Annotated in this window: 14 protein-coding genes; 11 read left to right on the top strand and 3 right to left on the bottom strand. The window is 73.1% G+C overall.

Annotated features, from left to right (window positions below; genetic code table 11):
* The first annotated feature begins 14 nt into the window (after nt 1-14).
* The 5 genes from OG218_RS04160 (at nt 15) to OG218_RS04140 (ending at nt 4,306) form a co-directional block, all read left to right on the top strand.
* Nucleotides 15-686 (top strand): EcsC family protein, encoded by a 672-nt coding sequence (locus OG218_RS04160; RefSeq protein ID WP_328291938.1) that lies wholly within the window; start codon nt 15-17, stop codon nt 684-686.
* 3 nt (nt 687-689) lie between these two features.
* Complete coding sequence (locus OG218_RS04155) at nt 690-1,049, top strand: YkvA family protein (RefSeq protein ID WP_328291937.1); 360 nt, start codon at nt 690-692, stop codon at nt 1,047-1,049.
* A 62-nt stretch (nt 1,050-1,111) separates the two neighbouring features.
* A complete protein-coding gene (locus OG218_RS04150; protein WP_328291936.1) occupies nt 1,112-2,155 on the top strand; it encodes a DUF4192 family protein in 1,044 nt (347 codons plus the stop codon).
* A 49-nt stretch (nt 2,156-2,204) separates the two neighbouring features.
* On the top strand, nt 2,205-2,606 hold the full coding sequence (locus tag OG218_RS04145) for a universal stress protein (RefSeq protein ID WP_328291935.1): 402 nt from the start codon (nt 2,205-2,207) through the stop codon (nt 2,604-2,606).
* Between the two features lie 251 nt (nt 2,607-2,857).
* Complete coding sequence (locus OG218_RS04140; protein ID WP_442906457.1) at nt 2,858-4,306, top strand: RNA polymerase sigma factor; 1,449 nt, start codon at nt 2,858-2,860, stop codon at nt 4,304-4,306.
* Nucleotides 4,307-4,385: 79 nt separating this feature from the next.
* On the opposite strand, the gene OG218_RS04135 is transcribed toward OG218_RS04140, so the two are convergent.
* Both OG218_RS04135 and OG218_RS04130 read right to left on the bottom strand, forming a co-directional pair.
* On the bottom strand, nt 4,386-4,880 hold the full coding sequence (locus OG218_RS04135) for a DUF456 domain-containing protein (RefSeq protein ID WP_328291933.1): 495 nt from the start codon (nt 4,878-4,880) through the stop codon (nt 4,386-4,388).
* 36 nt (nt 4,881-4,916) lie between these two features.
* A complete protein-coding gene (locus OG218_RS04130) occupies nt 4,917-5,120 on the bottom strand; it encodes a DUF7455 domain-containing protein (RefSeq protein ID WP_380162484.1) in 204 nt (67 codons plus the stop codon).
* A gap of 258 nt (nt 5,121-5,378) precedes the next feature.
* On the opposite strand from OG218_RS04130, the gene OG218_RS04125 reads away from it, so the two are divergent.
* The 6 genes from OG218_RS04125 (at nt 5,379) to OG218_RS04100 (ending at nt 13,015) form a co-directional block, all read left to right on the top strand.
* Complete coding sequence (locus tag OG218_RS04125) at nt 5,379-7,460, top strand: DNA gyrase/topoisomerase IV subunit B (protein ID WP_328291931.1); 2,082 nt, start codon at nt 5,379-5,381, stop codon at nt 7,458-7,460.
* A gap of 124 nt (nt 7,461-7,584) precedes the next feature.
* On the top strand, nt 7,585-8,043 hold the full coding sequence (locus OG218_RS04120; RefSeq protein ID WP_328291930.1) for a PTS sugar transporter subunit IIA: 459 nt from the start codon (nt 7,585-7,587) through the stop codon (nt 8,041-8,043).
* A gap of 20 nt (nt 8,044-8,063) precedes the next feature.
* The gene (locus OG218_RS04115) at nt 8,064-8,336 is read left to right on the top strand and encodes an HPr family phosphocarrier protein (RefSeq protein ID WP_442906456.1); all 273 of its coding nucleotides are present in this window, start codon (nt 8,064-8,066) and stop codon (nt 8,334-8,336) included.
* Nucleotides 8,329-10,002 (top strand): phosphoenolpyruvate--protein phosphotransferase, encoded by a 1,674-nt coding sequence (locus tag OG218_RS04110; RefSeq protein ID WP_328291928.1) that lies wholly within the window; start codon nt 8,329-8,331, stop codon nt 10,000-10,002. Before OG218_RS04115 ends, OG218_RS04110 begins: the two co-directional genes overlap by 8 nt.
* 121 nt (nt 10,003-10,123) lie before the next feature.
* Entirely contained in the window at nt 10,124-11,686 is a 1,563-nt protein-coding gene (locus OG218_RS04105) for a carboxylesterase/lipase family protein (protein ID WP_328291927.1), read from the top strand.
* A 9-nt stretch (nt 11,687-11,695) separates the two neighbouring features.
* Nucleotides 11,696-13,015 carry an ATP-binding protein gene (locus OG218_RS04100; RefSeq protein ID WP_328291926.1) on the top strand — a complete coding sequence of 440 codons (1,320 nt, stop codon included), beginning with the start codon at nt 11,696-11,698 and terminating at the stop codon, nt 13,013-13,015.
* Between the two features lie 63 nt (nt 13,016-13,078).
* Here OG218_RS04100 and OG218_RS04095 read toward each other — a convergent pair whose 3' ends face one another.
* Nucleotides 13,079-14,248, bottom strand: coding sequence for an HNH endonuclease signature motif containing protein (locus tag OG218_RS04095; RefSeq protein WP_328291925.1), 1,170 nt, complete (start codon nt 14,246-14,248; stop codon nt 13,079-13,081).
* Between the last annotated feature and the right edge of the window lie 49 nt (nt 14,249-14,297).

The raw sequence follows: 14,297 nt of genomic DNA, 5'->3' as shown, positions 1-14,297 counted from the left end.
GCTAGCGTCGTGACGTGAGCCACGACGTGCAGAAGACCTCCGCCACTCCGCCGCCGGGAGGTCTCGAAGGACGTGCCGCCGACCTCGTCCAGCGCCTCCTCGCCGTCGGCATCGACGGCCTCGGCCCCTTCGACAGCGCTGCGGAGGTCGCGCGGTCGGCGCTCGAGCGGCACCCGAGCACCGAGTCGGCCGTGCACGCCGTCCTGCGCCAGCACACCCGTCTCATCGCCGGCAACGGGTTCGTGACCGGTCTCGGCGGACTCGTGACCATGCCGGTGGCCCTGCCCGCCAACGTCTTCGGCTTCCACGTCCTCGCCGTCCGGGCCGTGGCCGCCCTCGCCGAACTGCGCGGTTACGACACGTCGCTGCCCCAGGTCCGTTCCGCCGTCCTGCTGACCCTCGTCGGTGCCGACGCGACCGACGTGCTCAAGGCCGCCGGGCTGCCCACCGGTGGACGCATCGCCGGGCTCGTCACCTCCCGCGTCCCGCGACCCGTCCTGATGCTCGTCAACAAGGGCGTGGGCTTCCGGTTGATCGCGCGCTTCGGGACCAAGACGCTGCTGCGGGTACCCGCCCGCGCGCTGCCCGTCGTCGGTGGCGCCGTCGGTGCCGGGGTCGACGCCGTGATGTTCCGGCGCATCGCCAAGGCCGCCGAGCACGGCCTGCCGCCGCACAAGGGCGACTGAGTCGTGGCCGTCCGCACCGCCGCCCTGCCGGTCCTGTGGCGCACCCTGCGTTCCGGGACCCGTCCCGGCACCCCCGGTGTCGGGACCAGGCTCGCCCAGCTGCCCGCGATGGTCGCCGACAGCGTGCGCGGCCGCTACACCGGAGCCGGACGCTCCCGGCTGGCCTGGGCCGCGCTCGGGCTGGTCTACGTCGTCTCGCCGGTCGACGCGTTGCCCGAGGCCTGGTTGCCGCTCGTGGGCCTGCTCGACGACGGTGTCGTCGCCGCCTGGGTCGCCGGGTCGGTGCTCGTGGCGACGGAGGACTACGCCGCGTGGCGCGCCCACGGCGGACGTCCGGCTGTGCACAGCCCCGGCGGGGACTGACCCCTACCCGGACCTGTGGACGGGTGGGGGAGTCGCGGTCGCCCCCGGTCGAGGCTTCGGTCGTGTCCTCCTCCGCCCCCTCGCAGCAGCCCGGGACCGTGGTCGCCGACGGCCCCGCGCAGCTGTTGGCCCTGGTCCCCTTCCACCTCGGGTTCCGCCCCGCCGACAGCCTGGTGCTGCTGGAGGTGAGGGCCCCCCGACCCGGCAGCACCCGCGAACGGCTCGGGGTCGTCCGGCGGGTGGACCTGCCGCCCACGGACGACGACACGGACGTCTCGGCCGTCGCCGCCGGCGCCGTGCGCGCCCTCCTCGACCGGGCGGAACCCGAGGCCCGGGTCCTCGTCCTCGGCTACGACCCCGAGGCCACCCGCACCGGCGTCCTCACCCCGGGCCCCCGCGCGGGCGCCACCCTGGCCGCGGTGTCCCGCCTGCTCGGCGCCCGGGGCCGTGACGTCCTCGACGTGGTCGTCCTCACCGACCACCGCTTCCGCTCGCTGACCTGCGACCTCGCCTGCTGCCCCCGCGAGGGCACCCCGCTGTCCACGGCGGACGTCGACCGGGTCGTCGCCGAGGCCGTCGGCCTCGGGCTGGGCGTCGCCCCCGACCGTGCGGCCGCGCTGCCCCCCACGACCCCCGTCGAGGCCGGACGCCGCTCCGTGGCCTCCGCCGCCCGACGCGGCGCGACGCGACCCTGGACCCCGGACCGGCGCCGTGCCCTGGTGGAGGAGTGGGACGCCGAGCTCGACCGGCGCGCCGCGGGCACGAGCACGGCACTGCCCGCCCCGGAGTTCTGCGGGCGTCTGCTGGCGGGGTTCGACGACCTCGCGACCCGTGACGCGGTCCTCCTCGTGCCGGCCCTGCGCGAGGAGTCCGGCGGCCGGCGCAGCGCCCTGGCCGCGGCGCTCGCCGTCGACGTCGCCCGGCACGCGAGCGGAACGGCGGCGGCCGGGGCGTGGGCGGTGGCCGCGTGGTCGTCTTGGAACAGCGGGGACGGGGTGCGGGCCGGTGCCGCGGCCGAGGAGGCGTTGCGCCGGGACCCGGGGCAACGGCTGGCCCGGCTGGTCCTGCAGCTCCTGCTCGTGGGTCACCCGCCGTGCGGGGACTGAGCGCGTAGTACGGTCACGCCGTCCATCAACGGCGTCTGGAAGGTGCGGCATGGGGATCGTCGTCGGGTACGTGGCCAACCCGGAGGGCCGAGCAGCCCTGGAACGAGCCGGTGAGGCGGCGCTGCGCTACGCGGTCCCGCTGGTGGTCGTGCACAGCCGGCGACCGGGGCGTGAGGTCGACGCCGCGGACGCCGAACAGCTCGCCGGGGTCCACGCGTCGGTGCAGGAGAAGCTCGTGGCCGCCGGGCTCGCCCACGAGATGCGGGACGTCCCCGACTCCGAGGACCCCGCGGACGACCTCATCACGGCGGCCGAGGAGACGGGCGCCTCGCTCATCGTCATCGGCCTCCGTCGCCGGACCCCCGTCGGCAAGCTGATCCTCGGCGCCAGCGCCCAGCGGATCCTGCTCGACGCGCCGTGTCCGGTGCTCGCGGTCAAGCCGGAGGACTGAGCCCGCCGGAGGGGTCGCGCCCACGCCACGCACGCCGTTCGGGCGGTGTCGTGCGCGCGATCCACCGGGTTCGTGCCACAATCGTGGTTTGTCGTCCTCAGTGGGCATAAGCACTCCGCCCGCGGTGTTGACGTTGTCGGCTGCTGCCCGCGCAGCCTCGTTCCGCCCACGACGAAAGGCAGTCCGTGTCGTCGGTACCGACCTCCCGGCCGCTCCCGCCAGAGTTCGCTTCCGCTCCCTTCCAGGAGCTCCTGCAGCACGGAACCACCCACGGCTACGTGGATGCGCACTCCGTGCGTGTCGCGTGCGAGGACGCGCAGCTGCCCGTGCAGCGCATGAAGGCCGTCCTCCGTGCCCTCGACGACGCCGGTGTGACGGTCAAGGTTCCGGAGGCCGCGCCCAAGCGCGCGGTCGCTGCCGCCTCGGCGCGCCGCACGACGTCCACGGCCACGGCCACCAAGACCGCGCGTCCGGCCGCCAAGCGCGCCGTCGCGCCGGCGGAGGGCGACGCCCCAGCGGCCGTGAAGCCCGCCGCCAAGAAGACGGCGACCAAGGCCGCGACGAAGACGGCGACCAAGGCCGCGGCGAAGACCGCGGCCAAGGCCGGCGGCAAGGGTGACGAGCCCACCGAAGAGGTCGACGAGGTCAAGGAAGAAGACCTCGCCAACGAGGACGACGCCGCGACCGAGGACACCACCGAGGAGACCGGCGCCAAGAAGACCGCCGGTGGCTTCGTCCTGCGCGACGACGACGACGACGACGCCCCTGCCCAGCAGGTGTCCACCGCCGGCGCCACCGCCGACCCGGTCAAGGACTACCTCAAGCAGATCGGCAAGGTCGCCCTCCTCAACGCCGAGCAGGAGGTCGAGCTCGCCAAGCGCATCGAGGCCGGTCTCTTCGCCGAGGAGAAGCTGCACTCCGGGGACGACATCGACTCCATCTTCAAGCGTGAGCTGTGGTGGATCAGCGAGGACGGCCGTCGGGCCAAGAACCACCTCCTCGAGGCCAACCTCCGCCTGGTCGTCTCGTTGGCCAAGCGCTACACCGGTCGCGGCATGCTCTTCCTGGACCTCATCCAGGAGGGCAACCTCGGTCTGATCCGTGCGGTCGAGAAGTTCGACTACACCAAGGGCTACAAGTTCTCGACGTACGCGACGTGGTGGATCCGTCAGGCCATCACCCGCGCGATGGCCGACCAGGCCCGCACCATCCGCATCCCGGTGCACATGGTCGAGGTCATCAACAAGCTCGCCCGCGTCCAGCGGCAGATGCTGCAGGACCTCGGTCGCGAGCCCACTCCGGAAGAGCTCGCCAAGGAGCTCGACATGACCCCGGAGAAGGTCGTCGAGGTCCAGAAGTACGGGCGTGAGCCCATCTCGCTGCACACCCCGCTCGGCGAGGACGGCGACTCCGAGTTCGGTGACCTCATCGAGGACTCCGAAGCGGTCGTCCCGGCCGACGCGGTGAGCTTCACGCTGCTGCAGGAACAGCTCCACTCGGTGCTGGACACCCTGTCCGAGCGTGAGGCCGGTGTGGTCTCGATGCGCTTCGGTCTGACCGACGGTCAGCCGAAGACGCTCGACGAGATCGGCAAGGTCTACGGCGTGACGCGTGAGCGCATCCGTCAGATCGAGTCCAAGACGATGTCGAAGCTGCGTCACCCGTCGCGCTCGCAGGTCCTGCGCGACTACCTCGACTGAGGAGACCGGCTCCACGACGAACGGCCCGGCAGGGTTTCCCTGCCGGGCCCGTTCGTCGTTCCTGTCGCCCGTGGCGGGCTCAGCGCAGGGTGAGCGCGCCCACGACCCAGAGGACGGTCGCCGCCAGCCCGGCGGACGCCTCGAGGGCGACGCTGAGCCCCACGCCCTTGAGGGCGACCACGGTCGCCGCCCACGCGGTCCTGGCCCGGCCCCCGGCGGACTCCGCCCGGGCGAGCTCGGAGAGGAACACGCCGAGGACGAACCCGATCGGCAGCCCCACGACCGGGATCACGAAGAACCCGACGATGCCGAGGACGGCTCCGAGCAGCAGGGTGGTCCTGCGGACCCCTGCCCGGGTCATCCGGCGGCCCGGCAGCAGGTACATCGCGACCTGACCCGCGGCGAGCAGGACGGCGGCGCCGGCGAAGAACAGCCAGGCCGGCCCACCGGTGGTCACGGCCCAGACGAGCAGCCCGAGGGCGATGAGGACGGTGCCCGGCAGGACGGGCACCACGATCCCCACGAGGCCGACCGCGATGGTCAGCGCAACGACGACGAGCCCGGCATCACCCACGGTGATGCCGGGCTCGTCGGAGCTCGTGGAGCAGGGTCAGCGCTCGTCGGGAGCCGCGGACGCCGACGTCGTCGCCGCCAGCTTCTGCGACTCGTCGTGGATGTCGGCGCCGGCCTGACGCAGCGCGTCGCGGTGCTCGCGGCCGTGGTGAGCGCAGAAGAGGAGCTCACCACCGGCGTTGAGCACGACTCGCACGTAGGCCTGGGCACCGCACCGGTCGCACCGGTCCGAGGCAGTCATGTGGTCGTTGCTGAGGGTGGTGCTGGTAGCGGTGGTCACTCCGCGACTCCTTCCGGGTCGTGCACGCTGGCGGGCAGCTGCTGCTCCCACCGGACACTCTTCCCCAACCTTCGGCAGGCCGCTCGCGTTCCCACGCCGTTGGAGCATTCCGTTCGCTCGTAGCGGAGGTGTTGTGCGTCACACCGGTCCGGCGAACGGGTGGCCGGGAGCGGCGTGTAGCGCCACGGTCACCTGCTCGAACACCCGTACCCTCCTTGGGTGACTCCGCCCAGCCCCGCACCGGACGACAAGTACACCGCGGCCAACCTCCTCGTCCTCGAAGGACTCGAGGCGGTCCGCAAGCGTCCGGGCATGTACATCGGTTCCACCGACTCCCGCGGCCTCATGCACTGCCTGTGGGAGATCATCGACAACTCCGTCGACGAGGCCCTGGGTGGCCACTGCTCGCTGATCGACGTGATCCTGCACCAGGACGGTTCCGTCGAGGTCCACGACGACGGCCGCGGCATCCCCGTCGACGCCGAGAAGCGCACCGGGCTGTCGGGGGTCGAGGTCGTCTTCACCCACCTGCACGCCGGCGGCAAGTTCGGCGGCGGGTCCTACTCCGCCTCCGGGGGCCTGCACGGGGTCGGCGCCAGCGTCGTCAACGCCCTCTCCTCCCGCCTCGACGTCGAGGTCGACCGCGGCGGCAAGACCTACGCGACGAGCTTCCGGCGCGGCACCCCCGGTCGCTACGCCGGCGAGGGCCCCGACGCCGACTTCACCCCCGAACAGGGACTGGCGATCACCGGACGCGCCAAGCGCGGGGTGACCGGGACCCGCGTGCGCTACTGGGCGGACCGCCAGATCTTCCTCAGGGAGGCCGCGTTCTCCTACGAGGACCTCGCCGCCCGGGCCCGCCAGACGTCCTTCCTCGTCCCCGGTCTGCGCATCGTCGTCCGCGACGAGCGCTCGGGGGAGCCGACCGAGGAGGTCTTCCAGCACGACGGCGGGATCAGCGAGTACGCCGACTACCTGACCCCCGACGCCCCCGTCACCGCGGTGTGGCGCCTGCAGGGCGAGGACACCTTCACCGAGACGGTGCCGGTGCTCGACGACTCCGGTCACATGAGCCCCCAGGAGGTCACCCGCGACTGCGTCGTCGACGTGGCGCTGCGCTGGGGCACCGGGTACGACCCCACGATCCGCACCTTCGTCAACATCATCTCGACGCCCAAGGGCGGTTCGCACCTCGCCGGGTTCGAACAGGGCCTGTTCGCGGCGGTGAAGAAGCAGGTCGACGCCCAGGCCCGCCGGCTCAAGGTCGGCAAGGACGAGAAGCTCGAGAAGGACGACATCCTCGCCGGGCTGACGGCCGTCGTCACCGTGCGCCTGGCCGAACCGCAGTTCGAGGGTCAGACCAAGGAGGTCCTCGGGACGGCCGCCGTGCGGGCCATCGTCCGCAAGGTCATCGAGAACGAACTCGGCGCCGTCTTCGCCTCGCCCACGCGCGACGACAAGGCGCAGGCCACCGCGGTGCTCGACAAGGTCGTCACTGAGATGAAGTCGCGCATCTCGGCGCGGCTGCACAAGGAGACCCAGCGTCGCAAGAACGCGCTGGAGAGTTCCTCGCTGCCGGCCAAGCTCAAGGACTGCCGCTCCGACGACGTGTCCAACACCGAACTGTTCCTGGTGGAGGGTGACTCCGCGCTGGGCACCGCCATGGGGGCCCGGAACTCCGAGTACCAGGCCCTGCTGCCGTTGCGCGGCAAGATCCTCAACGTCCAGAAGGCGTCCGTCACGGACATGCTGAAGAACGCCGAGTGCGCCTCGATCATCCAGGTCGTGGGCGGCGGCTCCGGGCGCAGCTTCGACCTCAGTGCCGTGCGCTACGGGAAGATCGTCCTGATGACGGACGCCGACGTCGACGGCGCGCACATCCGCACGCTGCTGCTGACGTTGTTCTTCCGCTACATGCGCCCGCTCATCGAGGCCGGCCGCGTCTTCGCCGCGGTGCCGCCCCTGCACCGGTTGGCGGTGACGACGCCGGGCAAGAAGGGCAAGGAGATCATCTACACCTACTCCGACGCCGAGCTGCGCAAGGTGACCGCGGACCTGAACCGGCGCAACCGCCACTACGGCGAACCCCAGCGCTACAAGGGCCTGGGGGAGATGGACGAGGACCAGCTCGCCGAGACGACGATGGAACGCCAGCACCGCACCCTGCGCCGGGTCACGGTCAACGACGGCGCCGTGGCGGACAAGGTCTTCGAACTGCTGATGGGCAACGACGTCGCCCCCCGCAAGGACTTCATCATCGCCGGCGCCGAACGGTTGGACCGTGGTCGCATCGACGCGTGACGCGCAGCGGCACCAGGCCCTCCTCGACGCAGCGCGCGAGGTGCTCCCGGGCAGTGCCGTCCCCGGCCGTCTCCGGTGTCCGTGTCCTGGCCGACTCCGAGAGCCTCGTGAAGGACCTGCAGCGATGACCGACCTCACCGCCCCGGAACTCGTCCTCCTCGACCTCCGGGCGACCGATCGCGTCGACGCGACCCGTCAGCTCGCGCAGACCCTCGCCGCCGCCGGCCGCCTCACCGACCTCGAGCAGTTCCTCGCCGACGTCGCCGCGCGCGAGGAGCAGATGGCGACGGGGATCCCCGGTGGCATCGGCCTGCCGCACGCGCGTTCCGAGGCCGTCACCGTGCCCAGCCTGGCCATCGGGCGGATCCTGGATGGGAACGGTGTCGACTGGGGCGCACCCGACGGCCCCGCCGACCTGGTGTTCCTCGTCGCCGTGCCGACGACCGGCGAGGCCGACCACTTCACGATCCTGACCGCCCTGGCCCGCAAGCTCGTGCACGTCTCCTTCCGCGAGTCCCTCCTCAGGGCCCCTGACGCCGAAGCCGTCGCCGCGGCCGTCCTGAACGAGGTGCACGGACGATGAAGGGCGTCGCGGTGACCCCTGTGTCCACCGCCACCCGCACCGCTGTCGTCGCCTCCCGCGTCGGCCTGCACGCCCGCCCGGCGTCACTCGTCGTCCGGGCCGCAGCGGTAACCGGACTGCCGGTGACCATCGCCCTCGGATCCGGTGACCCGGTCGACGCCCGCAGCATCCTCAGGGTGATGGGGTTGGGTGCCCGGCACGGCGACGAGGTCGTCCTGACGGCGCAGGGGGACGGCGCGGAGGCGGCCTTGGAGACCCTCGCGGGCCTCGTGGAGACCGACCACGATGCGTGAGTCGTCCGGGGTCGGCGTCGGCTCGTCGGCCGCGGTGGGGACGGCCGTCGTGCTCGCCCTCCCCGCCCGCCCGCCCGCCGACGAACCGGCGGCCGCGGACCCGGTGACGGCCGGGGCGGACGTCCGCGCCGCGTTCGACGCCGTCGCGAACTCCCTGCGCGCCCGCGCGGAGCGGGCCGGCGGGACCGTCGCCGACGTCCTGCAGGCGACCGCGCTGATGGCGGCGGACCCCGGTCTGCCGGCCGAGGTCGAGCGCCGACTGGCTCTCGGCACCGGTCCGGCGACGGCCGTCGACGAGGCCGTGGAGACGTTCTGCGAGATCCTCGCGGCCGGCGGCCCCCACCTCGCCGAGCGGGTCACCGACCTGCGCGACGTCCGCGATCGGGTCGTCGCCCGGGTCCTGGGCCTGCCCGAGCCGGGTGTGCCGGAACTCTCCGGTCCCTCGGTGGTGATCGCCCGCGACCTCGCCCCGGCCGACACCGCGGCGCTGGACCTGTCCCAGGTCGTCGGGATCGTCACCGAGCTCGGCGGCCCCACCAGCCACACCGCGATCGTCGCGGCCCAGTTCGACATCCCCTGCGTCGTCCGGGTCGAGGGGGCGCTGCGGATCGCCGACGGGTGCGCCGTGGCGGTCGACGCCCGCTCCGGTTCCGTCACCCTCGATCCCGGCACCGGACTCCGGTCCGCGATCGAGACCCGTCGTGCGGTGCGTGCCGAACTCGCCGCGTCCGCCGGGGGGCCCGGCCGGACGGCCGACGGGGTCGGCGTGCAGTTGCTGGCCAACGTCGGGACCCTCGCCGACGCCGAACGCGCTGCCGCGCTGGACGTCGAAGGGGTCGGGTTGTTCCGCACCGAGGTGCTCTTCCTGGACCGGAACTCCGCGCCGACGCTGGAGGAGCAGACCGAGGTCTACGTCCGCGTGCTTAAGGCGTTCGGCGACCGCAAGGTCGTCGTGCGCACCCTCGACGCGGGGGCGGACACACCGCTGGCCTTCGTCGCGGTCGCGGCCGAGGAGAACCCGGCCCTCGGCGTCCGGGGGCTGCGCACCGCCCGCCGGCACCCGGATCTGCTCGACACCCAGCTGCGGGCCCTGGCCGCAGCCGCCGAGATCAGCGGCACCCAGCCCTGGGTCATGGCGCCCGTGGTCGCCACGCCCGAGGAGGCCCGCGGTTTCGCCGACCGGGCCCGCGCGGCGGGTCTGCGTGAGGTCGGCGCGATGGTCGAGGTCCCGGCCGCTGCGCTGCGGGCCCCGCACCTGCTCGCCGCGGGGCTGGACTTCGTGAGCATCGGGACCAACGACCTCACCCAGTACACGATGGCCGCCGACCGCCTCGAGGGCGATCTCGCCGACCTGCTCGACCCGTGGCAGCCGGCAGTGCTGCAGCTGGTGGGTCTCACCGGTGCGGCCGGGGCCGCGGCGCAGGCGCCCGTTGGTGTCTGCGGCGAAGCGGCCCGCGATCCGCTGCTCGCGCTGGTCCTCGTCGGTCTGGGCGTCACCAGTCTCTCGATGGCTCCCGCGGCCGTGCCCGCCGTCCGGTTCGCGTTGTCGCGCACGACCTCCGCGACGTGCCGGGCGATGGCGGCGGCGGCGCTGGCCGCGGTGACCCCGGCCGACGCGCGCGCCGCTGCGGCGAGGCTGGCCGATCCCGAGGTCGTCGCACGGTAAAGTTCTTCGGGTCACGAGGGAGCACGCCGCGCGCTCCTGACGGATCCCTCGACGGGACGTCCCCCCGGCCTCGTCGAGGGGTCCTTCAGGAACGCGCGGCGGACGTCGGGAGGAGCGGGCGATGCCCAGGGTCGTCGTCACGACGGCGGGTGGCGTCCGAGGTCGGGCGGCCCGGCGCGGAGTGGTCTCCTTCCTGGGCATCCCCTACGCAGCCCCACCCGTGGGCGTCCGCCGCTTCGCCGCCCCCACGCCGGTGGAGCCGTGGTCCGGGGTCCGACCCGCCGACGAGAAGGCCCCGGTCGCCCCGCAGGACCCCCGCTCCGGCTACGGGTGGACGCCGCGGTCCGGGGAGGACCACCTCACCCTCGACGTGCACGTCCCCGAGGCGTTCACGCGCGGTCTGCCGGTCCTCGTCTGGATCCACGGCGGCGGCTGGGTCTCGGGTTCCGGCTCGGCCCCGGGCTACCACCCGGCCGCGTGGGTCGCGCGGGGTTTCGTCGTCGTCTCCATGAACTACCGCCTCGGCTTCGAGGGGTTCGGGGCCGTTCCCGGAGCCCCGCACAACCGCGGCCTCCTCGACCAGATCGCCGCCCTGCGGTGGATCCAGGACAACATCACCCCGTTCGGTGGTGATCCCTCACGGGTCACGATCGCCGGTCAGTCCGCCGGTGCGTCCTCGGTCGCGGCGTTGACCTGCGCCCCCGTCGCCCGGGGGCTGTTCACGCGCGCCATCGCGGCGAGCATCACGGGGGAGACCTACACCGTCGCGCAGGCCGAACGGGTCGCCCGCCACGTCGCCCGCGCCGCGCGCGTCCCGGCCGACCGCGAGGGGTTCGCCGGTCTGCCGCCGATCCGGCTGCTGGCCGCCTCCGACGCGGTCGCCCAGGACCTCGCGGCCGACCCGGACGCCGGGCCGCGGGGTTCCGTCCCGTTGCTGTACCACCCGGTCGTCGACGGTGAGGTGGTCACCGCGCCGTTCATGGAGGGCCCCGGCGCCGGCGGCGACCCGGCGGTCGACCTCATGGTCTCGAGCGTCGCCGACGAGTGGAAGCTGTTCTCCCGCAGTGGTTTCGCGCCTGTCGCGAAGACCTGGGACGAGGTCGTCGAGTTCGCCCTGGCCGTGGGCCTGCCCGCGGCGGCCGTCGAGGAGTACCGGGGGTTCCTGCCCGGGGCGGACCCGGGCACGGTCGGGGACGCGCTCCTGAGCGACGGCCTGTTCGCAGAACCCTCGCGGCGCTTCGCCCGCGCGCACACCGCCCGCGGGGGCCGGACGTTCCTGTCCCGGTTCACCTGGCGTTCCCCGGCCCTCGGTGGCCGGTTCGGCGCGACCCACGGTCTCGACGTGCCGTTCGCGTTCGGCAACCCGCAGGCGATGGAACCCTTCCTGCACGCCGTCCCGGTGCTGCCGCTGGCCCGACGGGTCCCCCGGCTGGGTCCCCGGCTGCGCGGGGTGTTCCCCACCCCGGCGAGTTCCGCGCTGTCCCGGCGGATGGTCGCGGCGTGGACGTCGTTCGCCGCCGACGGTGACCCGGGCTGGCCGGCCATCGGCGCCGAGGGGACCCCCGTGCGGGTCTGGGGTTCCCAGGACTCCCTCGACCACGCGCCGGACCCGCGGGAGCGCACCTGGGCCGACGTCGAGTTCCAGCCCTACGACGAGGTCGCGCTCCGGACCGCCAGGACGTAGCGTCGGGCGGTGCTCCCTGACGACGACGACCTCGGTCTCGCCCTCGCTCGCAGGCTGTCGGCGGAACCCGCCGACGTCCGTCGGGCGGTCGCCCTCGTGGGCGAGGTCCTCTCCGGCGGCAGTCGCTCGACGGTCACCGCGAACGGTTTCGTGGAGGCCCACCTCGAACTGCCGCACACGTCGCTGGTGTCGGAGCTCGTGGAGCTGACCAACACCCGCGCGATCTCGGTGGGCGCGGCGCTGGCCGATCTGGTCGAGGTGCACGGTGCGGCGCTGGGTCCGGTCGAGGACGACGAACCGCCCACCTGGCAGCGCATCGACCTCCTGGACGAGCACGTCTCCGTCCCCACCTCGACGGCGGCGTTCTTCCCGGCCGGGACCGCCGCCGCGGCCGACGTCGTCGTGCAGCTCGCCCAGCACGAGTACGCGCCGCAGCCGGCGTCGCTGCGGGTGCTGTCGCGCCCGGGCGACCACGCCGCCGCGCGGGGTCTGGTGGACTCCCTGCTCGCGACGGCCCGTCGGGACAAGGGCTTCTACCGGGGCCGGATCCTGCACGCCGACGCGCACCTCCCGCTGAAGCTCAAACCCACCGCGCTGGGTCCGGGAGGCCGGGCCGACCTCGTGCTCCCCGCGGCGGTGTGGGCCGAGATCGACGCGAACGTCGCGGCGCTCACCACCCGTGCGGAGCTGTTGCGCGACCTCGGCCTGGGGACGAACCGCGGGGTGCTGCTGGCCGGTCCGCCCGGGGTCGGCAAGAGCGCCCTCAGCCGGGTCGTCGCCCGTGAACTCGCGGGTGACTTCACGGTGATCATCGTCGACGCCTCCGCGGCCTCGTCGGTGCTGCGTCAGGTGTACCGCGAGACGGCGGACCTCGGTCCGAGCGTGGTGGTCCTCGAGGACGTCGACCTCTACCTGGGGGACCGCAAGGCCGGGGCGCGCGGCACCGCGCTGGCCGACTTCCTCGCCGTGCTCGACGGCACCGAGGAGTACCGCGACGTGCTCACCATCGCCAGCACCAACGACCCCGCCGCCCTCGACGCCGCCGCGACCCGTTCCGCCCGCTTCGACGCCGTGATCCACCTCGCCCCGCCGGACCAGGAGGCCTGCGAGGCGATCCTGCGCCGTCTCCTCGGTCGCTTCGGTGAGACGGCCGTGGACTGCACCGCCCTCGCCCGTCAGCTGCCGCCCGGGGTCACCGGGGCCGACCTGCGGGAGGTGGTGCGCCGCAGCGTGCTCGGCCACGGCGCGAACCTCACCACCGAGGTCCTCCAGCAGGTCGTGCGGGAAGGGCGCTGGCAGCCCGCGGCCCTGACCGGCAACTACCTCTGAGGATCAAGGCAGCACGAACGCCCCCGCGGCCTTGCTGGCTGCGGGGGTGTTTCACGTCGGCGGTCAGAAGGGTGGTTCGTCGGGGAGTCCGGGCCAGAGTTCCTTCGGTGTCCCGAGCCGCTGGGCGATTCTGGCGTGGTGGGCCTTGGTGGCTTCGAAGACGTACTGGGTCTTGAAGCGGTGGTGGCCCCGGCAGTAGGCGCGGAGGTTGTTCGCGGTGGTGTGACCTTCCGGCCAGGGGATCGTGTGGTCGAGGTCGCAGTTGACGGCGGGGACGTGGCAGCCGGGTGCCTGGCAGTACTCATCGCGGGCGGTGATGAAGCGGCGCATGGTGTCGGTGATGGCGTAGGCCTTGGCGCCGATGTCGATGACGTCTCGGGTTCCGGGTGAGCAGATGACCTTGCGCCACATCGCACCGGTGGTGGTGGCGAGTTCGCGGGCGACGTGGGCGGGGACCGATCCGAGGCCGTCGACGGTGGCTTCGTCGTCGTCGAGGCCGAGGAGGGTGGTGGCGTCGACGCGGACGTGGACCTGGACCGACGTCGCGGGGCGGTGCGTCCGCCCCGTCACGGCGGGGGAGTCCTCCGTGGCGAATTCAGTCACGTCACTGGCGGCGGGCACGGCGCGGTTCATGGCGTCGGTCAGCATGTCGACGATGACGTCGCGAACTCGCTGCCCGTGGGAGCGGGTGTCGAGGAGGCCGGCCTTCTTGGCGGCGTCGGCGGCCTGGTCGGCGGCGGCGTTGGTGTGGGCGACCAGTCGCAGGGCGAAGGCGGTGGGGGTGATGAACCCGAGGTGGCTGTGGAGGCCGTCTTCGCAGGGGGTGTGTCCCAGTCCGCGGGGGTCGTCGTTCTTCTCCAGGATGACGGATTCGTAGCCAGGGGTGAGAGCTCGGACTTTCTGGGAGCACTTGATGCCCAGTTTCCGCCCGGTCAATCCTGCCTGTGCGTGGTGGACGGCGTCGGTGAGGTAGTCCTGCAGGGCCGCGGTGTAGTCCTCTCCTTGGAGGAGCTTCTCGTCCTCCTCGGCGTGGACGGAGGTGACGCGTCCGTCGAGGTCGATCTCTTCGGTGAGGGTGGCGGTGCGCGCGCTGAGGCGTTCGGCGTGGTCTTCGATGGTGCGCGCCTGGTAGCGGGTGACGGTGGCGTCGGCGACGGCTTGCCAGAGGGCGCGGTGGTCGTGGCCTTTGCGCCAGGCGTTGTGGATGGTGGCGCGGGCGCGGTCGAAGTCCATGCCTTCGTCGCGGGAGTACTCCTCGGCGACGAGGTCGACGGCGGCCTCC

It is taken from the genome of Kineococcus sp. NBC_00420 (assembly GCF_036021035.1).
Classification (GTDB): Bacteria; Actinomycetota; Actinomycetes; order Actinomycetales; family Kineococcaceae; genus Kineococcus.
This window is presented reverse-complemented; position numbering and strand designations above follow the sequence as displayed.